General features: G+C 36.3%; 20 protein-coding genes. 14 read left to right on the top strand and 6 right to left on the bottom strand.

Features of this window, described 5'->3' with window-relative positions:
- The first annotated feature begins 152 nt into the window (after positions 1 to 152).
- From IGK81_RS12695 to essC, 7 genes are all read left to right on the top strand, one after another.
- Positions 153 to 1,643 (top strand): phytoene desaturase family protein, encoded by a 1,491-nt coding sequence (locus IGK81_RS12695; RefSeq protein ID WP_034700086.1) that lies wholly within the window; start codon positions 153 to 155, stop codon positions 1,641 to 1,643.
- On the top strand, positions 1,630 to 2,499 hold the full coding sequence (locus tag IGK81_RS12690) for a phytoene/squalene synthase family protein (RefSeq protein WP_034700083.1): 870 nt from the start codon (positions 1,630 to 1,632) through the stop codon (positions 2,497 to 2,499). The genes IGK81_RS12695 and IGK81_RS12690 overlap by 14 nt, the downstream gene beginning before the upstream one ends.
- Positions 2,500 to 2,759: 260 nt before the next feature.
- A complete protein-coding gene (locus IGK81_RS12685; RefSeq protein WP_010720654.1) occupies positions 2,760 to 3,053 on the top strand; it encodes a WXG100 family type VII secretion target in 294 nt (97 codons plus the stop codon).
- A 151-nt stretch (positions 3,054 to 3,204) separates the two neighbouring features.
- Positions 3,205 to 3,480: an EsaB/YukD family protein gene (locus tag IGK81_RS12680; RefSeq protein ID WP_010720653.1), complete on the top strand. Its 276-nt coding sequence runs from the start codon at positions 3,205 to 3,207 to the stop codon at positions 3,478 to 3,480.
- On the top strand, positions 3,481 to 4,653 hold the full coding sequence (gene essB, locus IGK81_RS12675) for a type VII secretion protein EssB (RefSeq protein WP_034700076.1): 1,173 nt from the start codon (positions 3,481 to 3,483) through the stop codon (positions 4,651 to 4,653). It begins immediately after the preceding gene.
- Positions 4,654 to 4,723: 70 nt separating this feature from the next.
- Complete coding sequence (locus IGK81_RS12670; RefSeq protein ID WP_431393588.1) at positions 4,724 to 5,488, top strand: hypothetical protein; 765 nt, start codon at positions 4,724 to 4,726, stop codon at positions 5,486 to 5,488.
- 7 nt (positions 5,489 to 5,495) lie between these two features.
- Positions 5,496 to 9,038, top strand: coding sequence for a type VII secretion protein EssC (gene essC, locus IGK81_RS12665; protein WP_431393590.1), 3,543 nt, complete (start codon positions 5,496 to 5,498; stop codon positions 9,036 to 9,038).
- A gap of 347 nt (positions 9,039 to 9,385) precedes the next feature.
- Here the strand turns inward: essC and IGK81_RS12660 are convergent, their stop codons facing one another.
- Positions 9,386 to 10,330 (bottom strand): hypothetical protein, encoded by a 945-nt coding sequence (locus tag IGK81_RS12660; protein WP_373109825.1) that lies wholly within the window; start codon positions 10,328 to 10,330, stop codon positions 9,386 to 9,388.
- Positions 10,331 to 10,774: 444 nt separating this feature from the next.
- On the bottom strand, positions 10,775 to 11,242 hold the full coding sequence (locus tag IGK81_RS12655) for an Rrf2 family transcriptional regulator (RefSeq protein WP_010737255.1): 468 nt from the start codon (positions 11,240 to 11,242) through the stop codon (positions 10,775 to 10,777).
- A gap of 127 nt (positions 11,243 to 11,369) precedes the next feature.
- On the opposite strand from IGK81_RS12655, the gene IGK81_RS12650 reads away from it, so the two are divergent.
- Positions 11,370 to 12,218, top strand: a complete 849-nt coding sequence (locus tag IGK81_RS12650; protein WP_431393587.1) for an SDR family oxidoreductase — start codon at positions 11,370 to 11,372, stop codon at positions 12,216 to 12,218.
- Positions 12,219 to 12,662: 444 nt separating this feature from the next.
- Positions 12,663 to 13,103 (top strand): DUF2798 domain-containing protein, encoded by a 441-nt coding sequence (locus IGK81_RS12645; protein WP_010720646.1) that lies wholly within the window; start codon positions 12,663 to 12,665, stop codon positions 13,101 to 13,103.
- A gap of 153 nt (positions 13,104 to 13,256) precedes the next feature.
- Here IGK81_RS12645 and IGK81_RS12640 read toward each other — a convergent pair whose 3' ends face one another.
- The gene (locus tag IGK81_RS12640; protein WP_010720645.1) at positions 13,257 to 13,772 is read right to left on the bottom strand and encodes a PadR family transcriptional regulator; all 516 of its coding nucleotides are present in this window, start codon (positions 13,770 to 13,772) and stop codon (positions 13,257 to 13,259) included.
- A 112-nt stretch (positions 13,773 to 13,884) separates the two neighbouring features.
- On the opposite strand from IGK81_RS12640, the gene IGK81_RS12635 reads away from it, so the two are divergent.
- Together IGK81_RS12635 and IGK81_RS12630 are read left to right on the top strand one after the other, a co-directional pair.
- A complete protein-coding gene (locus tag IGK81_RS12635; RefSeq protein ID WP_034700062.1) occupies positions 13,885 to 15,099 on the top strand; it encodes an MFS transporter in 1,215 nt (404 codons plus the stop codon).
- Positions 15,100 to 15,360: 261 nt separating this feature from the next.
- Entirely contained in the window at positions 15,361 to 15,678 is a 318-nt protein-coding gene (locus IGK81_RS12630) for a hypothetical protein (RefSeq protein ID WP_010737260.1), read from the top strand.
- 88 nt (positions 15,679 to 15,766) lie between these two features.
- Here the strand turns inward: IGK81_RS12630 and IGK81_RS12625 are convergent, their stop codons facing one another.
- The 3 genes from IGK81_RS12625 to proB form a co-directional block, all read right to left on the bottom strand.
- Complete coding sequence (locus tag IGK81_RS12625; protein ID WP_010720642.1) at positions 15,767 to 16,111, bottom strand: hypothetical protein; 345 nt, start codon at positions 16,109 to 16,111, stop codon at positions 15,767 to 15,769.
- 103 nt (positions 16,112 to 16,214) lie between these two features.
- On the bottom strand, positions 16,215 to 17,459 hold the full coding sequence (locus tag IGK81_RS12620) for a glutamate-5-semialdehyde dehydrogenase (protein WP_034700060.1): 1,245 nt from the start codon (positions 17,457 to 17,459) through the stop codon (positions 16,215 to 16,217).
- On the bottom strand, positions 17,456 to 18,262 hold the full coding sequence (gene proB, locus IGK81_RS12615) for a glutamate 5-kinase (RefSeq protein WP_010720640.1): 807 nt from the start codon (positions 18,260 to 18,262) through the stop codon (positions 17,456 to 17,458). Before proB ends, IGK81_RS12620 begins: the two co-directional genes overlap by 4 nt.
- Before the next feature lie 201 nt (positions 18,263 to 18,463).
- Between proB and IGK81_RS12610 the strand changes: the two genes are divergently transcribed.
- The 3 genes from IGK81_RS12610 to IGK81_RS12600 are packed head-to-tail and all read left to right on the top strand — an operon-like array spanning position 18,464 to position 21,610.
- Entirely contained in the window at positions 18,464 to 18,994 is a 531-nt protein-coding gene (locus IGK81_RS12610; protein WP_010720639.1) for a dUTP diphosphatase, read from the top strand.
- Positions 18,995 to 19,045: 51 nt separating this feature from the next.
- Positions 19,046 to 20,416: a DNA repair protein RadA gene (gene radA, locus IGK81_RS12605; protein WP_010720638.1), complete on the top strand. Its 1,371-nt coding sequence runs from the start codon at positions 19,046 to 19,048 to the stop codon at positions 20,414 to 20,416.
- Positions 20,417 to 20,449: 33 nt separating this feature from the next.
- On the top strand, positions 20,450 to 21,610 hold the full coding sequence (locus IGK81_RS12600; protein WP_010720637.1) for a PIN/TRAM domain-containing protein: 1,161 nt from the start codon (positions 20,450 to 20,452) through the stop codon (positions 21,608 to 21,610).
- The last annotated feature ends 166 nt before the right edge of the window (positions 21,611 to 21,776 follow it).

Raw genomic sequence — 21,776 nt, 5'->3', positions numbered from 1 at the left:
TGTGTTTCTTGTCAATTTTCGGAAATTCCTTCTTATTTCTTGAGGCTAAACACTTTTGTCTCAACCTCTTTGAGCATATTAGTTTATCACTTGATAAATTTTGCGTTATCATTAAATTTATCAAGTGATAAAAAAGGTAAGTAGGTGATCCCATGAAAAAAATTATTGTCATTGGGGCGGGAGTAGCTGGATTAAGTGCCGCAGTTCGGTTGCAAAAGCTAGGATATGAAGTCACACTGTACGAAAAAGATCGTCAAGTTGGCGGGAAAATGAATCAAATCAAAACGGCAGGATTTACCTTTGATTTAGGACCAACGATTGTGATGATGCCAGAAATTTATCGGGAAGTATTTGAATTTTGTGGGAAAGACCCCGATGACTACATTCCAATGAAAAAAGTTGATCCAATGTTAAAACTGTATTTCAACAAAGAGGAACCAATCGAGTTTTCCAATGATTTAATTGAATTGACAAAGACGTTGGAAAACATTTCGCCAGAAGATACACAAGGTTATTTCGCATTTTTAGCAGATATCTATCAGCGATATACGATCGCAAAAGAAGCCTTTATCACGAAATCATTTCGTGGTTTTTGGGATTTTTATAATCCTAAATCATTATGGGCAGGGATCCGCTTGCGGACATTCAGCGATGCGTATACGTCTATTTCTAAATTTGTGAAGGATGACCGTTTGCGTAAATCATTGGCTTTTCAAACACTTTATATCGGGGTATCGCCTTATCAAGGACCCTCTTTATATACGATTATTCCAATGATCGAATTATTTTATGGCGTTTATTTTATTGAAGGTGGAATGTATACGTTAGCGACTTCATTGGCTCGATTGTTTGAAGAATTAGGTGGAAAGATCGTTTACGAAACATCAGTAGATGAAATCCTAATTGACAATAAGATTGCTAAAGGGATCCGAATCGGGAAAGAACAAGTGATGGCTGATGCTATTGTATGTGGCGCTGATTTTCCTTATGCGATGAAGGAATTAATTCCTGATGAAAGAAAACGGGGAAAGTATACAAATAAAAAAATCGCTAAATTTGAATATTCATGTTCTTGTTTTTTGATGTATCTTGGCTTAGACAAGAAATACCCAGAGGAACACTTGCATAGTATTTATTTTGCAGAAGACTTTAAACAAAATGTTGATGATCTCTTTGAACGAGGAAATTTACCAGATGATCCATCTTTTTATTTGTACCGACCGTCATTGATGGATGATTCGCTTGCACCTGAGGGTCAGGAAGGCTTATATGTCTTAGTACCAGTGCCAGAATTGTCAAAATATGAGAAGTGGACGGAACAAACGATGCAAGCCTATCGCCAAAAAATCATCCGATTGCTCAAAGAAAAGACGATTTTTAAGGATATCGATGAGCATATCGTATCCGAAACATTGATCACGCCCAAAGATTTTTCTGAACGTTTCAATGCTTATAATGGAGCGACTTTTGGCTTAAAACCGACATTGAAACAAAGTAATTATTACCGCCCGCATAACAAATTTTCTGCAGCAGAAAATTTATATTTTTGTGGGAGTAGTACCCATCCTGGCGCAGGGGTACCAATTGTTATGCAAAGCGCAAAATTAGCGGTAGAGGAGCTGTTGAGAGATGATAACCATTAACAATGATCCTTTTCAAGAATACCAAAAAGATTTTGCCTATTGTGAATCAATCATCAAGAAAAATTCAAAATCGTTTTACCTGGCTTTCTCACAGTTGCCTAAACGAAAAGCTCAAAGTGTCTATGCCGTGTATGCGTTTTGCCGACGTGCAGATGATTTGATTGATCGCGACAACAATCAAGCGGGATTGAGACAGTTAGAACGGCAATTGCTAGATTTTAATGAGGGAAAGGTTCCCAACGATCCAGTCTGGCGTGCGCTATCAGTGGTCTTTGACAATTTCCCCATGGTAACCGCTCCTTTTTTTGATATGCTGACTGGTCAACGAAAAGATGCTGATTTTAAGCAACCAGAAACAAGAAAAGATCTTGAAGAATATTGTTATTACGTTGCAGGTAGTGTAGGTTTGATGTTGCTTCCGCTTTTAACTGAGCGCCCAGCTGACATCGTTGTACCAGCTAAAAAATTAGGAGAAGCGATGCAGTTAACGAATATTTTACGAGATGTTGGAGAAGATTATCAAATGGGGCGAATCTACCTGACAAAAGAAGACATGACTAGATTTGGGGTAGCAACTACCATGTTAAAAGAAAAGCAAGCCCAAACACAATTAGTCGCTTTATGGGAGTCACTGGCTCAGCAGGCTGAAACCTTATATGAAGAATCTTTTGAAATGTTTCCTCTTATTACAGAAGATTGTCGTCAAGCACTTGCCAGTGCTGCGTTTATTTATCGTGAGCAATTAAATATCGTGAGAAAACAGCATTATTCTTTATTTGATAATAAGAATAAAGTTAGTCATTATCGAAAAGTACAGCTTTTAAAAGAGGTCAAAAGTTATCTCAAAAGCTATTGAACCGTCTGATTATTAAAGAACCGAATATAAATTCAATATTGTTGTTTTCAAACGATCATTAGTTGAAAAAATTGAAAGCAATGAGCCCGAGACCAAAAAGGTTGTCGGGCTTTTTATCACTGTTTTGTTACATAGGTCTTTCTATGCGAGAAAAATTTTCAGATAAAAATAAAGATTTAGCGGAATATTTTAGAACTTGTCGTATATTATTCATGACCAAGGTAATAGTTTTACCAACTAAATGCTAGGAGGATGGAAGAATGGGACCAATTGCAGTTACGCCTGATCAATTAAAATCACAAGCGAAGATCTATCAGCAATCAGCGCTCCAAATACAAGAGGCTATCCGAAAAGTAAATACGATGAACCAGCAAATTGCTCATAATTGGAAAGGACAAGCTTTTCAAGCATATCTTGATCAGTATCACCAGTTAGAAGGTAGCGTTAAACAAATGACACAATTATTTGAAAGTATTTATGAGCAACTCAACAACTATGCGAATACCGTTTCAGAACGGGATCGTCAAGATGCTCGGAATTTTGGGTTGCTATAGCGTTTATCAGTAAAAACCAATCTTCGTTTGACTTGTACCCATTAAAGCAGCAAATGTCAGTTGTTTTTTAGCTATTTTCATTTGGTTTTTGTTTTGATTCCTTGACTTTAAATGTAAAAAATAAGCCATACATGAAAAAAGGGGTAACTCAATGAAACAGGGAATAGTCATTGATATTTGTTTGCAAATCGAACAGCAAACGATCGACTTGCAAATACCTAGGGAAATAACCATTAGGCGCTTAAAGGAATTATTTGTGAACGCACTTCAGGTTTCTTCGATCGTGCTACCGGCTGCGTTCGATTTAGAAGTGACAAATAAATCAATACGATTGAATGAAGAATTTCTTTTATCAGATTATCCAATTAGTCATGGTGACCAACTGTTAATCAAGCCACGTATCCTTAATGGTGGTGACAACAAGTAATTGAAGAGCGAAAAGGATGTATTTAAAAAAGAAGGTATTAAAATAACCGATGAACGAGTGGAAATTCAGCTACAAGCGAATCAATATGCGCTGGATCAGATCGAACAATATACATTTTTTTTAAAACCTAAAAGAAATTTACTGGCAGGTGACGTTAGCCATTTATCTACAGAAAAATTAATCATTCAATACAAAAAAACAAATCAAATGAAGTGTTTCTCACAGGTTTTGATTAAATTAGATTTTTACCAACGATTATTGCTTGCCCAAAAAGTCAATCAATTGTGTGATTTTATGAATGGACCGATCCAACCATTGTTTCATCCCGATAATTTGTTTCTGTTTGGAGAAGAGATTTTTCTTGCACATCGAGGGTTTATGCAAGTTATCGCTCCATATACGGTCACTGAAAATGATTTTCTGAAGCAATATCGGGCACTGGTGTTGGCTATCTTATATCCTAATTTGAGTTATGAGAGTTTAAATGGAGGAAGTGAAGGATTAACAGATGACTTGTCGAAATTGCTCCATGGAGCAAAAAATGTAACAGAAATCAATCAGATTATTAGCGACCAAATCGAAACACAAAAGGAGATTCGAGCGACAGAATTACGTGTGGTCAGTAGGAAAAATTACTTTATTTTTAAATGGGGTAGCCTTTTATTCAGCTTGTTAACCATCCTTTTTGCTTTATTAACAGGAAATTATGCGTTTTATCAATTACCACAGATAGAACGGAGCGTGGATGCACAAGCAAAATATATAGCCAAGGATTATGCAGGTGTTTTAACGGCTTTAGCAGATGTAACCCCCAGTTTGTTTTCTCAAAGTATCAAATATATAGTGGCTGTTAGTGTCATTCAATTAGATCATTTAACTTCATTAGAAAAAACAGCTATTTTAAATCAATTATCTCAAGAGTCAAGTGAGAATCGTTTGCTTTATTGGATTTACATTGACAGAAATAATCTCCAACAGGCATTGGATATCGCTCAAAATATAGGAGATGAGCAGTATCTTTTGCATGTCTATACTAAGTTATATCTGACAGTGAAAATGAACGATCAAATGAGTGGTGAAAAAAAGCAAAAATTACTAAAAAACTATCAAGAAAAAATTAGTCAATATAGCAAAAAGCCAGGAGAGAATAAATCTGAAAATCCCACAAAATAAGACACTATGCACCGAAAATCAGATGAATATCAGTCTTTCCATCCTTTTTGATCTCTTTTATTTTGGGGAGATGTTTATTCATGAAGTATTTACTCAAAATGATAAAGAGCTGGTGATCGCCGGCAAAAAAATCTGTTATATCAAACAGCATATAAATTTTTCAGACTCTTCGATCAAAGATGATCCGAGGTTTCTGATATTAAAGCATGAAACATTGCAGAGAAAGTGGATCGATCCACCGAATCAATTGATTGATATTTCATGTGCAACGACCTCTGCTTTGATGATTGAATCAGATGCAATGATTGCGATAGATTATCAGGATAATAACTATCAATTGAGTATATATCCTAGTAAAGCACCCGTTTATTATAACCAGCAACTTGTAACAAAAGGTGTATTTACTTTCCAAGTAGGTGATCAGATCGTAGTGGATCAGTGGATTATCGAAAGGCGGGAAAAGCAGTGGCAGATCATCGGTTTAGGTCAAGCGATCCAATTAAATCCATGGGTACTTTCTGAAGTCCCTTATATACCTGAATATCCTAAGCACTTCCCCTTTTTTAGAAGAAGCCCTAGAATCTATCTGGAAGAGCCAAAAGTACAAGTGGAGGTTCGATTACCGAGACACGAAGCAGCTCAGGAGAAACAATCCTTTTTTAAATTGGTTCTCCCGTCTTTAGGTATATTTATCTTAAGCGGAATGTTTCTATTTTTTAGCAATCGAAACCTGCTTCTGATACTAGGTATGTATGGACTTAATTTATTGACGTCCAGTATCTCTACTATCAATTATTTATTAAATAAAAAGAAAATAAAACGAAAAAAAAAGTGAACAAAAAATAACTATCCAACAATATAGAATCAAAAAAGCTTTTGAATTAAACAGGTTACAGCAAAGACAAAAAGAAGTTTTACAGTACATGTATCCTTCTAATGATCAATTAGCACGAATGACAAAGGAATGTCATCCAAGAATCTATGAACGTCGACCAAAGGATAAAGATTTTTTAACTGTTTGCTTAGGAATAGGCGAACGTCCATCCAGTTTTAAAATTGTTAGTTCTCATTTGGATGAGGATCAATGGAACGATGAAGTTCTATCCGATTTTATTCGTCCTTATCAGAAATTAAAGAACGCACCTATTGCGATTTCGTTTGCAACTCAGTCAGTGGGGCTTGTCGGTCCATCGAATGTTTTGCAGGAAGCTCTTCAATCTTTACTATTTCAAATTTCTGTCTTGCACTCTTACCAAGAGGTTGAGTTTATCACTCTTCTTCAAGAAAAAGAATATGAAAAAACATGGAAAAATTGGCGTTGGTTACCACATCATACGTTGCGATCCTTTCCACTTAAACAAAGAGGGCTCCTATTCAATTTAAAAAATCGAGAGTTGGTTTTAAGTGCATTTTATAAGATCCTTTCTAAAAGGAAGCAAAAACTACAACATGCTGATTATCAGAAGATAGCTTTTAAACCAACTTATGTTTTTTCAATTATCACAGAAGAAGGCTTGTGGGAGCATGAAATCAGTGAGTTTTTAACGGAAGAATTAAATCGGTATGGTGTCGTAGTTATTTGGGCGAAGGAATCTATCGATCAGTTGCCTGAAACTGTAACGACGTTAATAGCGTATCAAAGTCAAGATATTGCTATGTTGATCAATCATAAAGAACAACACATTAATCAACCATTTACACCTAATCGTTTACCAACTAGTTATCCACTTGAACAAGCAATTTTTCGCTTAGCTAACTTATTCCATGAAGAAATTGAAAATCAAAATCTGCCAGAAAAAATCAATTTATTAGAGCAATATCAAGTTCAGACTGTTGAGGAGTTAATGATTTCTAAGCGCTGGTTGAACGCAGAGCCAAGTAAGACATTACGTTCATTGATCGGCTGGCAGAGAAAAAATCAGGGAATCTACTGGGATCTCCATGAACAGGCACATGGACCTCATGCTTTAATTGGTGGCACGACTGGTTCAGGGAAGTCAGAATTTCTGATTACTTATTTAGTGGGATTAGCCATCAATTTTTCTCCTGAAGATGTAGGGATTCTAGTGATTGATTGGAAAGGTGGCGGCCTCGCACAAACAGTAAGTAAGTTGCCACATTTTATGGGTGCGATCACTAATTTAGACCGAGTTGGTACGTCCCGTGCATTGATCAGTATCAAAGCGGAGCTGGAAAAGCGACAAAGGTTACTTGCGACCTATGAAGTAAACAACATCAATGAGTATATGCAGTTATACAAACAACGAAAACAAAGGAACGTTTCTGCGTACCCTGATCAGCCGCTGCCTCATCTTTTTCTAGTATCCGATGAGTTTGCCGAATTAAAAGTCAATGTGCCAGAATTTTTGGAGGAGCTGACTTCAGTAGCGCGGATTGGTCGTTCACTTGGCGTCCATTTAATTTTAGCTACCCAAAAACCAGCTGGAGTAGTCAACGACCAAATCGAGGCGAATAGTAAAAGTAAAGTGGCATTGAAAATGGCAAGTGTTCAAGACTCAAATGAACTTTTACAAACAACAGATGCAGCTTATGTATCAAGTCCAGGGTGGGGTTATCTTAAGGTAGGAGAAAATGACGTCTATGAATTGTTCCAAAGTGGTTATACAAAAGCACCTTACGCACCAAACCAATCTCTTGAAGATGAACGGATCGTTGTTGTGAATGAATTTGGTCAAAAGGAAGCCCTCTTTGCTCCTACAGAAAAAGATTCGAGGAAAGCAGCGGGCAGTATAGTTACGCAATATGAGGCAGTCAGAAGGTTGATTGTACAAACTTTTCAACAATCAACATTTAGCCAACCATCACAACCTTGGTTACCAGAATTACCAACGTGGTTAGTAATGCCTGTCTTTAAAGGAAATGAGCGGAATACATTAAAGGTTCCCATAGGCTTGTTAGATGTACCTCATGAGCAAAAGCAAAGTCATTATTACTATGATTGCGAGAAAAGTAGTCATACCGTTGTATTCGCTAGTTCTGGATATGGAAAATCTACGTTATTACAAACAATTGTTTTAAGTCTTGCAAGACAAAATACTCCGAATCAAGTATGGTTTCATCTAGTTGATTTTGGTACTAATGGCCTTTTACCGTTGAAGAAGTTGCCACATGTCGTTGACATCGTCACTTTAGAAGAAGAAGAAAAAAGACAAAAAATGTTTGTGAGAATCAATCGATCATTGGCGGAGAGAAAACAACTGTTTAAAGAAAAGGGTGCCACAAATCTCTACCAATACCAAGAAAAAACGAGCATCCAACTACCGATCATTTTTATTATATTAGATAGCTACGAGAGTTTGGGGATAGAGGATAAACGAAAAGATTCCATCGATGAAACAATCGTGCATTTACTAAGAGATGGTGCAAGTTTAGGGATTTATCTTATTCTATCTGCCAATCGTGTCGGGAGTATTCGCCTAAATATGATGAGTCAATTTGCAACAAAGCTATTTATGTATTTACATGATGAAAGTGAAATCAAACAAGTGCTGGGAAGAGAAGCGATTGTTGCGTTACCTATTAAAGGAAGAGGTCAAGTGATGCTTGATCGACCAACGATATTACAATTTTATTTACCCACTAATGGTCGAAATGAATCAGAAATATTCGAAAAAATGGCAGAAGAAATAACAAATATAGATCAAGACTGGGTAGGAAAACGTCCTGAAAAAATCCTGATGGTGCCCGAACGGTTAACGCCAAAAATTTTCAGTCAGTTTGTGCGCAATAAAGAAAAAGACTTGGTGTATCTAGGTTTGAATAAGCAAACAGTTGAGGTGGAATCATTTGCATTTTTTCTTGGAAAGCAGCTAGGTTTATTTTTTACTTCCAATGTACAATTGCAGAGGATGTTTTCATGGTGGCTGTCACAAATGATGGATGTGGAAGAAAATGTTATTTTAATCGATGTTTCTGGAACATTGGAGCAAATAAAAAACGAAGTGACTTCGTATTTTAGCTTGCATGATGTCGCAAAACGAAGTGAGAAATTTACTCATTTCTGGGATGAACTGTGGTTCACGCCAAAAACGAGAAAAATCGTAGTTCTTAATGGACTGGCTGATTTCGTGGAAGAAATGGAGTTACTCTCGGGAGAAGTGGGCAAGTTATTAAATAGAGGAAATTCGTGTTTTCAATTCATTTTTATTGATCTGTTAGCGAAAACTGGCAATTTTTATGGTGGAATGACTCAAATAGTAAAAGAAAATGTTTCTCAGATCCTTTTTGATGGGAGTCTCCAAACTCAAGGATTTGTTGATGATTTTACATTTACAAGAGAAAATAACCCAAATAATAAAAATAGTTTTTACAGTTTAAAGGATGGAAAGTTGGAAATCATAGTAGTTCCTGTCGAAGAAGAGTGAGGGTAAAAATGATACCGCACTAAAAATAATGTACCCGAACAAGAGGGCACGGGTGCAAGGGTTAGCTCCAACAACAGAAGGAAGAATTTTTTGTAATAGCTTCTCAAGTGTTCGAAAATTCATGCGATTTCGAGGAATTAATTCTGGAATGTCTATTTGGCAAGAAGGTATGCTCACCATTTATTCATTTTTACACCTAAAAGAGTCTGGGAAGTCCTTTTTTGTCCCAGACTCTTAACGGTAATTTTTTTGAAAACTTCTTCTTATTATTGAAGTTTAAAGCATTTTTTTCTGTCTTTGGCAAAAAACTCAGGATCACTCGTAAATAACGTTGGCATAATAAATAGTTACATTTTTTTTTCGAGTAATTTTAATTCTTGGATCATTGCTTTTTTTCGCGGGTATTTTTCTTTTAATTCTTTGATCAACAATTGAACCGAGATCATGCTGTTTGGTAAAGTAGCCATTTCTTCAATATATCTCACCAGTTTATGATAATGATTCCGAGTAGTCATAGTGTGGGCTATTTTCCGCAATTCATATTCATATTTCTGTAATAGTGCTTCGGGAGTCTGTTTTTTTAAAATATTGAAATAACGATTAGCTTCTTTGATTCCAGAGGTCTCTAACACACGATTCAATAATAGATCATAGCATTTTTCCTGTGAATAAAGTAAGCCAATGTCTTGATGATTATGTAATTCTTGGAACAAACGGTTTCGCAACGATATCCATTCGTCTTTTGAACAAGTTTTTTTCAATTGGTGAACTAGATTCATATCTAATGCATCATTCTCAATCAATAACTTAAAAACTTGATTTATGTATGCTTCTTTTTTTCCTAATTTATAATAGAGTTTTTTTAGAGAATAACGATGAAGTTGAACGAGATCAGGAGATTGACGATCCAAAAGCAGACTCTCCTGTAATACTTTTTCTGCTTCTTTGTATATTCTGTTTTTAAGTAAGTAATTAACATATTGTGTCCTGATAGTAGGGGAGTGCCAGTTTTCTTGGATAGTATGTTGAATTTTTTGCTTGGAATAGTTTAAGTACTCCATTTGTTTAACAGATAAAATTTGTTTCTTTTTTTTCAATCCTCTTTTTTTGTCTGCGGGTTCTTTCTTCAACGAGGAAGCAGATTGTTTCTCATAGTATGCTTGATATTTATTGATATCAAAAGAAGCATCTGAATAAATATATTGTTGAAAACGTTTTGCTAAGTGGTCATTTTCCTTTAAAATCATCTTTAAAAAAGGACGGATTTGTGAATCTTCCGCGTAGGAAACCAAATATGCGCTGTTATTTGCATCTTTCTTTTGTAAGTATTTATTGTATTCGAATAAAACGGCTACTAAATGGGGACAATGATCGTTCGATAAGCAGGGGCAGCTACAAACCATTTTTTCTAAATAAAAGTGGTCAACGAGGTCAATGATTGCATGATAGTTTTCATTACTAGTAATGTTGGCAGTAATCTGTTTTTGCTTAACCTTAAAGTTTTTTACCTGTTACCCAATAAAATAGGAGTATCCTAAATCTATTGTAGTTTCTAAAAAATATTCTTTCCAGTTGTTCACCTAATCTCCTCCTTTATATTAATTCTTACTTAATAAGTTTAACGGATAAATGAATGAAAAACAGTATTTTTTTGTTGATACGTAAGTTATTTAATTTTAATATAAATGGCTATTTTTAGGTATATTTTTTATAGTAAAATAATTACCAATTGTTGTTTAAAGAAATTTTTTTATTCTTTCGTGATTGTGAGGGCGTTTTTCAATTTCTAATACAGCAATTTTGTGTAGCAAAGAGTCTAACGTGATATGTGACATTTCTTCCTCTACTTTTGCTTGGAGTTGGGTATAGCTTGCCGTCAATGTTTCTTGAATATTCGCACCAACGATACAATTTGGGTTTGTTTTCGGATCCACTTGAATGAGATTAGTATTTCCTTCAATACTTTTATAAATATCTAAAAGTGAAATTTTTTCAGGAGAACGAGCTAAAGAAGGTGCAGCTTTTCCGACTTGCGTAATAATCAAATTCGCTTTTTTTAGTCGGCTCATGATTTTACGGACATTAGCTGCACTGGTTTCAATACTTTTCGCAATCATCTCACTAGATAACATATCGCTATCTTGAAAAATTGCTATGTAGGCTAAGATGTGGATCGCATCGCTCAATTGTAAAGAATATTTCATACTATCCCATTCCTTTCGACGTTTATTCTTGACTTATTTTAACATACTCTTTAAGATAATGGTGTAACTTAAAAATGTACAGGTTTTATTTAAAAAATTTATCAATGTGAAAAAAGGAGTGGTTAGAATGAATTATCTCATTACTGGAGCAACTGGTGGTTTTGGTAACTATGCTATGGAGTACTTAAAACAGCTCGTTCCTCAGGAAAATATCTATGTGTTGGCGCGGAATGAAGAAAAGGGAAAAACACTTGAAGAAAAGGGTTGGAATGTCCGTTTCGGAGATTATGCTGATTATTCTTCTATGAAAAATGCCTTACAGGGAATTGATCGCTTGTTGTTTGTGTCTGGTGCACCTGGTAATCGGCAAGCTGAGCATGAAAATGTTGTGAAGGCCGCAAAAGCAACTGGTGTTTCTTACATTGCTTATACTAGTTTTGCTGATGCCGATCACTCGACCAGTATTCTAGCGCCAGATCATCAGTTTACAGAGAAAGTAATTGCTGATTCTGGAATCGCACATACTTTTTTACGTAATAATTGGTACTTAGAAAATGAATGGCCACTCATTGAACTTGCCTTAAAGAATGGGCGCTTTATTTATTCAGCAGGTGAAGGTAAAACTGGCTGGGCATTAAAACGAGAATATGCCGAAGTTGCAGCAAAAGCACTAGCGAACTTGAACTTTCCAGAAGTTCTTGAAATATCGGGTAAACCGATTACGTATGAAGAACTAGCTAAAGAATTAAAAAAAGTGACAGGCAAACCTATTGATATTGTAGCTACCAATGACCATGAGTTCATCAAAAATTTAGAGGAGGCTGGTTATCCTGAATCTGCTGCACAAATGTTTGCAGCTATTCAAAAAGATATCAAGAATAATCAACTCGATGTTTCCTCAAAAGATTTTGAACAAGCTTTGGGACATCCACTTGTCTCTTTAAAAGATGGACTAGAAGAACTGTTGAATCAATAGTTGTAAAAAGCGGTTGAGACAACGTTATTAATTTTATGAAACAAGGGTAAATTCTCGCAAGTGACAAGAAGTATAAAAATAAGGTTTTTACGGTTGACACTTACCTGCTTACTGTTTCTTATTGAGTTTATTGCTGAAAGTTTAGTCAGTGAAAACCGTGAACAAAAGGTCGTGAAGCATCGTTTAGCTCTGATAACCATAAGAAAGATTTTTTGGAACCAGTTTTTTGGTTTTGAAAAATTCGGACTTATTTCAAAGAGTAGCTGGTTGAACACTGTTTATTCGTTTTCACACCTATTTAAAGAGTCTGGAATCAGGCTCTTTTTTTGCATTTAAGTGATAAGTAGAAGATTGACTTTTTTGAATGTAATAAAAAAAACACTTACGAGAAAATGAGAAATATGCTACGATACTTTTCGTGACAAATTTAAAGGAGTGGTATAGTTGCCTACAAACAAAAAAGAAGGAATTATTTTTACATCACTAATGTGTTTTCTCATGGTCTTAGGAATGAGTGTGTATAATCTCTGGCTTCATGGGGATTTATATTTTTCAAATCTATTGATTGGTTTAGTTCCAGGATTCATCGTGGCTTTTATTCTAGATGTCTTTATTGTTGGTGTGATTGCGAAAAAAATAGCTTTCAAGTTGCCAGTAAATTCAGAAAGTAAATTTCAAATGATCGTAACGATTTCTTGTCTGATGGTCTTAGGAATGGTTACCTGTATGTCGTTGTTTGGTGTTGTGATTGAGCAGGGAATACCTGACCAATTACTTTCAGCGTACCTTACCGCATGGAAAATGAATGTGATTGTTGCATTGCCTTTGCAATTACTAATCGTAGGTCCTATCTCTCGATTGGTATTAAGCACGATCCAAAACTAAAAAGATCTTTTAGATTATAAAAAAAGAGGATGCGACTTGTATAGCATCAAGAGATAAAAGAACTTGCCTAAAATTGCGTATACGCTTATTAGGAAGTTTCGTTTATTTTTTGAATGAGCTACTTCAGTCACATGCTCTTTTTTTTAAGAACAATTAATCAAAAAATGTTTGCATCATTTCACGAACCTGTGTACACCATTGTAGTTCTTGCTGGCAAAGTAAAATTCTTCGTTGAATAACGACATAGCGTCCAAATTCTTCTTTTTTATTTACTGAAAGATCTGCTAGTTTTGCTTGGTTTTTTTGCATGATTTTGTTTAATTGTTGTTCTCTTGTAAATAAAAGACCCGTCGCTGTTGTTTTATCTAAGGTAGAAAAAGCGTACAGTTTGGCTAAAAATTCATCTTTTTGAGTAGGAGCAGGGGTCTCTTCTTTGATCCATTCTTCTACGATCGCTTTTCCTTCATTGGTGAGGGTATAAATTTTTTTCTGCGAATGTTCTTCGATTTCCAGGACAGAAATATAACCTTTCTGGTCTAATTTAGCCAGTGTCGTGTAAATCTGACTGTGGTGAGCTTCCCAGAAAATGGTGATTAATTGTTTTAGTTCATAACCGGAACGAGGTTTAGACAAAAGAACGCATAATAAGATATAGGCTAAAGTATTCATACGATACCTCCTGACTGATTTTCTCTTATTATAGCATATTTTTTATTTTTGTTTTTACATGTGCATATTGACATGTAAAATAAATCATGTATGATGCTAGATAGAGAAAGGAATGGGGAATTTGGAGAATCAAATAGAAATCAAAGAAGAACTAACAGAGAAAGGACAGGAACAAAGTAAAGGAAAGAATTCAGCGTTAGTAGTCGCTGCGACTTGTATGTTTGCATTTATGGGAGTCGGCTTAGTAGATCCTATTTTAAAAACGATTGCTGCTCAATTAGATGCAACACCTGCCCAAACGACATTATTATTTACGAGCTACATGTTGGTAACGGGAGTAGTGATGTTGTTTACAGGTTTTTTATCGAGTCGAATTGGTTTGAAAAAAACATTGATGGCAGGTTTGGTCATTATTGTTGTATTTGCTGGCTTAGGTGGATTGTCCAATGATATTGGTACATTGATCGGATTGCGTGCTGGTTGGGGTGTAGGGAATGCTTTATTTGTTTCAACAGCACTTGCGACTATTGTAAGTATTTTAGTGGGGAACACTGAAAAAGCTATTATGATGTATGAAGCAGCACTAGGCTGTGGGATGGCTGTTGGACCATTAGTTGGCGGCATACTAGGAAGTGGCTCGTGGCGGTATCCTTTTTATGGGGTAGCTACGTTGATGTTTATTGGCTTTTTAGCATTGGCGATCCTTCTTCCAGAGGCAGGAAAACCACAAAGAAAGGTTGGTTTTTGGGAAGGGGTCAAGGCATTAAGTAATCACAAATTGCGTTCCGTTGGTCTGATTGCCTTATTATATAATTTTGGTTTCTTTACGTTACTTGCCTATGCACCATTCTTATTAGTGGGGTATAGTGAGTTAGAGGTCGGTTTTGTTTTCTTTGGTTGGGGCGTTTTATTAGCAATTGCTTCGATTTTTGTCGCACCAGTACTAGAACAAAAATTCACTACTTACCGAACGATTTTAGCAGCGTTTGTTTTCTTTATTATTTGTTTGGCGTTACTAGGTGCCGGTTCAACTATCCAAATTTTAGTGCCAATCAGCATTGTACTTTCAGGTTTTTTCCAAGGGATCATCAATACATTATTGACAACGATTGCTATGGAGATACCAGGTTTACCAAGAAATGTGGCTTCTTCAAGTTATAGCTTTGTTCGTTTCTTTGGTGGGGCATTAGCGCCATTTATTGCAGGGATCATTGGCGAAAAACTAGGTGAAAGTTATGCTTTTTATTTTGCTGCGATCATTGTCGTAATTAGTGTCTTTTGTATTATTCATCATCAAAATTATTTTGTAACAGATGAAGATCAATAAAAATGAGGTTTTGAAAGAAAGAATAAAAACCGAAAAAATAGTTAATGATGAATCAATAAAACCTTGAATTTCACATACTGTGTTTCAAGGTTTTTTTTCTGTTATTTGTGACGTTCGATCTACAGTTCTGGTAACTGGTATCGTGAGAGGATTTATTTTTAACATGTGTTTCAACGAAAAAGGTCAATGAATACACTGTTTTTGTCATAAATCATGTTATGATGAGAATAAGACACAGCCAGTAAAAAGTGAGGAAAAGCGATGATTGAAGAATATTTCAAAGAAGTAGGTATCACGTTGGTTGAACTTCCCATCGAGTTGGTGGATGATCGACCCGTTTATGGTGGTTATCTAAAAGAGCTGCCTGTAATCAATGCGACAGGAGAATCTCGAAAAATCATGCACCAGAAACTAGCGAGTATGTATCAAGCCTATCGTGAACAACTACTTACAGATATGGAAATAGAAAAAGAAAAAACAATGAATCTGTCGACAGAAGAATTGTTAAGATATTATGATGGTGAGACATTCGATGGGTTTGCTATTTTTTCTAACGATAATGAAGATCATCTTGGCTAAAATAAGCTATTATCGACTTAAAGTTACGCTAAATGCGTTTCTTTTAGTCGATAATAGCTTATTTCAATCATTGTAGTTATGAGGCATTCTAGTTAAAGCGCTTGGGTAAGTTATTTTTGTTTAATTGATATTTGAAAGACAAATGGAAAATCCCGGCAATCAATAAAGTGATCGTATAAGCAATCGAATGGTGGAACGCTAGATTGTAATTGATCACAGCTAAAATGCCTAAAGCGAGCATATAACTAACATGTAGCCTTTGAACAATGCCTTTAGGACCAATTTTTTGAAGATAAACTTGCCATTTTTCCTGAGTGGGATTAAAATTTCTTTTTTTTATTTGGAAAAAAGTGGCTAAAATCATCACTCCTATAAAGGCAGCGATGTTTAAAGAAATCAAGTATACTAAAAATATCGTGAAAATTTCGAACATAAAAGTAACCTTTCTAACTAAAAAACTTTTCAAGAATCAAAAAATAAAGAAAAATTTTGTCATATTTTTATTGTGAAGACTAAAATGTTTCGTGTGAAACATTTTAGCGGATTTGACCTTCGCCGTAAATGATATATTTCGTAGAGGTCAGTTCATTCAATCCCATCGGACCTCGAGCATGTAATTTCTGAGTAGAAATACCGATTTCAGCACCAAAACCAAAAACAGCTCCGTCAGTAAAACGAGTTGAGGCATTCACATAAACCGCAGCGGCGTCCACTTCGTTCAAGAAACGTTGGCTTGCTTGGTAACTATCCGTAACGATGGCTTCAGAATGTTTTGTATTATGGCGATTGATATGGTCGATCGCTTCATCTAAAGAATCAACGACTTTCACAGCCAGAATATAGTCTAGATATTCCGTATCCCAATCAGCTTTTTCTGCAAGGGTTGCAGTTTCTAAATATTCCATGGCACGCGTATCTGCACGTAGAGAAACCCCATGTTCTACTAATGCTTTTTCAATAACAGGTAAAAAGAAAGGGGCGATCTCTGAATGGATCAACAATGTTTCTGCAGCATTACAAACAGATGGACGAGAAGCTTTTGCATTGACGATGATATTCGTTGCCATGGTCAACTGAGCATCTTTATCGATATAAATATGATTGTTACCAGTGCCAGTCTCAATGATTGGGACTGTGGCTTGTTCCTTCACTCTTCTGATCAAATTTGCGCCGCCTCGAGGAATCAACACATCTAAGTACTCTGTTAATTTCATTAATTCAGCAGCCGTTTCATGAGATGTATCGTCCACAAATTGAACAGCGTAAGGAGACAGGCCAGCATCAGTTAACGTTTGTTGCAGAAGCTTCACTAATAATTGATTGGAAAAGAAAGCTTCCTTTCCGCCTCTAAGAATAACGGCATTTCCTGATTTAAAAGCCAAGCTGGCTGCATCAGTCGTCACATTCGGTCTAGATTCATAAATGATTCCGATGACACCAAGTGGGACACGTTTTTTTCCAATCAGTAACCCATCAGCATTCTTCCACATTTGTTCTACTTTTCCAATTGGATCCTCTAATGAAGCGATTTTACTGATTTCTTCAGCCATATCATGGATACGCTCAGGCGTTAATCGTAAGCGGTCAAGCATCGTTTCGCTCATCTGATTTTCGGTTGCTTGCTCTAAATCTTTCTGATTGGCTTCAAGTATCGCTCCTTGATTTTTTTTGAGCATCAATGCCATCTGTTTGAGAAGGTCATTTTTCTGTTCTGTGCTCATCAAGGCAAGAGTTTGGGCGCTTTGTTTTGCATTTTTTCCAAGTTGATTTAAATCAGTCATACGTGTTCCTCCTTAAATAAGGTTCCAAGTTCTTTACCGGCTAAAAGATCGAAAATAATGGTAGGATTTTTTCCGTTTGCCAGGATCATTGTACTGTTGGCTTCAAAAATACGTAATGCTGCTTGTAACTTACTAGACATTCCTCCTGTTCCAAAGGTGCTGCCAGCACCACCCGCTTGTGCCATTAAACACTCGTCAATGACCGAAACGGTTTGATACATCTTTGCATCTGGATTTTTTGAAGGATCGGCGGAATAAAATCCGTCAATATCAGATAAAACAATTAATAAATCTGCTGTGATCAATTTTGTAACGATCGCAGATAGTTGATCATTATCACCAAATTTCGTTGTATGTTCAAGTTCATCGACTGCTACAGTATCATTTTCATTAACGATCGGGATGGTTCCCATTGCTAATAACTGTTCAAGTGTGTTGATTACATTGACTCGACTTTGAGGAAAATCGATCACATCCCGAGTAACGAGGATCTGAGCTGTTTGCTGATTGTAAACACTGAAACGTTGATTATAAATGTTCATCAATTCTGCCTGCCCGATCGCAGCGATTGCTTGTTGTTCCGGGATCGTTGTGGGGCGTGTAGCTTGATTCATTTTGTGCATCCCGACACCAACAGCGCCGGATGAAACTAATACGACTTCTTTCCCTTGATTCCGAAGATCAGACAAGACAAAGGCAAGCTGATCAATCGCAGCGAGGTTGATGTTTCCATTGGGATAGATTAAAGTACTCGTTCCCACTTTAATAACAATTCGTTTGGCTTTTGTAACTTCTTTTCGCATGTGACACCTCTAACTAAATACACGTTTTGATTTCGTTCTATTCTACTTGTTTTACACCATAAAGTCATGTATAAAATTTATTTTTTTATGACAGCAGTATTTTATTCATCTTAACATAAATTAATGAAGAATTTTTTAAGTCGTCCTTTTGGTATCATGAATATGGTAAAATAAATATAGTCTATTTTGGGAGGAAATTCGGTGAGAAAAAGAGGATTTGAAGTTATTTCAACATATGCACAACAAAAGATACAATTACCTCAACGAGCAACTCATCATGCTGCTGGATATGATTTTGAGGCGGCAGAAGATATTGTTATTCCAAGTATTTGGAAAGCTGGATTAAAACAAGGGATAACAGCTCTTTCAGAGGTATTGAAAAATGAAGAAACAACAGTCGACGAGAAAAAATTAAAACCAGTTCTTGTTCCTACTGGGATCAAAGCCTATATGGGAGAAGATGAATTTTTACAATTAGCCAATCGTTCAAGTAATCCGTTGAAGCGTTTTTTAGTTTTAAGTAACGGAGTAGGTGTCATTGATAGTGATTACTATAATAATGATGCAAATGAAGGGCATATCATGTTCCAATTTACTAATTTTGGTTTGAAGGATGTTGTCATCAAAAAAGGTGAGCGAATTGGACAAGGAATTTTCTTACCATTCTTAAAAGCAGATCAAGACCAAACAGAACAGGCCCGTAAAGGTGGCTTTGGTTCATCAGATGTATAACTACTCAAGGTTTATTTAATTCAAAAATAATTATTTAAAGGAGGCGGGACAATGGCAAAAAAAGCGAAAGTCCAGTTTGTTTGCCAAAATTGTGGCTATGTTTCGCCTAAATTCTTAGGGCGTTGCCCAAATTGCGGGAAATGGAACACGATGGTCGAGGAAATCGAGCAAGATACGACTGACCGTAGAACACGAACAAGTTTGACTGGAGAAAAAGCCAAACCAACGAAAATTGCAGAAGTGATTCCTAAAAAGGAACCACGAGTCAAAACAAAATTAGATGAATTGAATCGAGTTTTGGGTGGGGGCGTAGTTCCGGGGTCAATGATTTTGATTGGTGGCGATCCAGGCATCGGCAAATCCACATTACTTTTACAAGTATCCCAACAATTAGCTGATATCGGCGGGAAAGTATTATATGTTTCTGGAGAAGAAAGTGCAGAACAAATTAAATTACGTGCCGAGCGTTTGGGCTCAATCAATACAGAATTTTACTTGTATGCTGAAACTGATATGAATGAAATTAGCCGTGCCATCGAACAGATTTCACCAGATTATGTGATCATTGATTCGATTCAAACGATGACACAACCTGATATTACGAGTGTAGCAGGGAGTGTCAGTCAAGTGAGAGAAACGACTGCTGAGTTGTTGAAAATAGCGAAAACAAATGGGATTGCGATTTTTATCGTAGGACATGTAACGAAAGAAGGATCGATTGCGGGTCCACGTATGCTTGAACATATGGTTGATACTGTTTTGTATTTTGAAGGAGAACAGCATCATAGTTTTCGTATTTTGAGAGCAGTAAAGAATCGATTTGGTTCAACAAATGAAATTGGTATATTTGAAATGCATGAACATGGATTAGAAGAAGTTGCGAATCCTTCCCAAATCTTTTTGGAAGAACGATTAGAAGGAGCAACAGGCTCAGCGATTGTTGTGGCGATGGAAGGTACCCGCCCAATTTTAGTGGAAATCCAAGCACTGGTAACACCAACAATGTATGGAAATGCTAAACGAACCACTACTGGCTTAGATTTTAACCGAGTATCATTGATCATGGCAGTTCTCGAAAAACGAGCAGGCTTACTGTTGCAGAATCAAGATGCTTACTTAAAAGCAGCAGGTGGGGTAAAATTAAATGAACCAGCCATTGATTTAGCGATTGCTGTGAGTATTGCTTCCAGTTACAAAGAAAAAGGGACACAACCGACAGAATGTTTTATTGGCGAAATCGGGTTGACGGGCGAAATTCGCCGTGTCAGTCATATTGAACAGCGTGTCAAAGAAGTACAAAAGCTGGGTTTCACAAAAGTTTATTTGCCAAAGAACAATCTAGGAGGGTGGAATCCTCCGACTGGCATTGAAGTCGTAGGTGTCGCTACCTTGGCGGAAACGTTAAAACGTGTCTTTCGTTAAAAATAGTAAAATTAAAGAAATGGAGGAAAGAGTATGCAAAAACGTGTCATCACCTTGCTGATGATTATTGTCGGTGCCAGCTTAGGTATTTCTTTTTTACCAATGGCTTGGCAGACAATTGGTCAGCAAACAAATGGATGGCTGAATAATACATTTACCAATAGCCTGTTAGGTGCACTTATTTTCTTTTTATTGTCTTTGCTATTGGCAAAACATATCTCAGCTGTTATCAAGCAAATTGAGGAAAAATTAAGTGAGGTTAGTTTAACTTACCTATTGTTTGGTGCAATTGGTGGGATTATCGGGCTAACTTTAGGTGTAATTATTTCAACGCCACTATATAATTTGAAAATTCCGTTTGTAAATAGTGTTCTTCCCATCTTATTAATGGTTATTTTAGGCTATTTAGGATTCAGGATGGGAACCACTCGAATCGATGAATGGAAAAAAATCTTTGGTTCAAGAAACAAGAAAGTGGAACAAGAAACACCTAGTCAAGTGGAGAGCCAAATACTGGAACGGAAATTAGGCGAGAACTTTCATAAATACAAGATCTTAGATACTAGCGTGATCATTGACGGACGAATCTATGACATCACCAAAACTGGTTTTTTAGAAGGCACACTGATGATTCCGAATTTTGTGCTTTATGAATTACAGTATATTGCTGATTCTGGCGATAGCCTAAAACGTGTTCGCGGACGCCGCGGGCTGGATATCCTCAATGCTTTGCAAAAAGAAGAAGGAATCTCTGTTGAAATGTATGACGGTGATTTTGAAGATATCACTGAAGTGGACAGCAAATTGATCAAATTAGCGAAACTTTTAGATGGTGTCATCGTGACAAATGATTATAACTTAAATAAAGTCTCAGAGTTTCAAAATGTACCAGTGTTGAATATCAATGCTTTAGCGAATGCAGTAAAACCGGTAGTTATTCCAGGTGAAAACATGAATGTTTTAGTCGTAAAAGCAGGAACAGAACGTCAACAAGGGGTTGCTTATCTCGATGATGGCACCATGGTGGTCGTGGAAGATGGACAGCATTATATGAACGAACATATCGAAGTGGTTGTTACAAGTGCCTTACAAACAGCTGCCGGGCGGATGATTTTTGCAAAACCAGCCCATGCAGGTCGTGGGATCGATAATAAAGACAATAAAAAAGAAACTGAAAAAAGTAAACATGCTTAACGAAAGAAAAATCGGAATATGAGTATAAAAAGTAGCCAACTGGTAAGGAAATTCAACCAGTTGGCTTTACTATTTCCCATATTAAAGGTAAAATTTGTGCTGAGTGGCTTTCATTTTAATGAAAAAGCCTTTAAGAAATATGAGGATGTAAAACAGAACATGTTTT

This window comes from Enterococcus sp. DIV0703 (assembly GCF_051711065.1).
GTDB lineage: Bacteria > Bacillota > Bacilli > Lactobacillales > Enterococcaceae > Enterococcus_B > Enterococcus_B hirae.
Note: the sequence above shows the minus strand (reverse complement) of the source record. Positions and strands in the feature narration are given on the sequence as shown.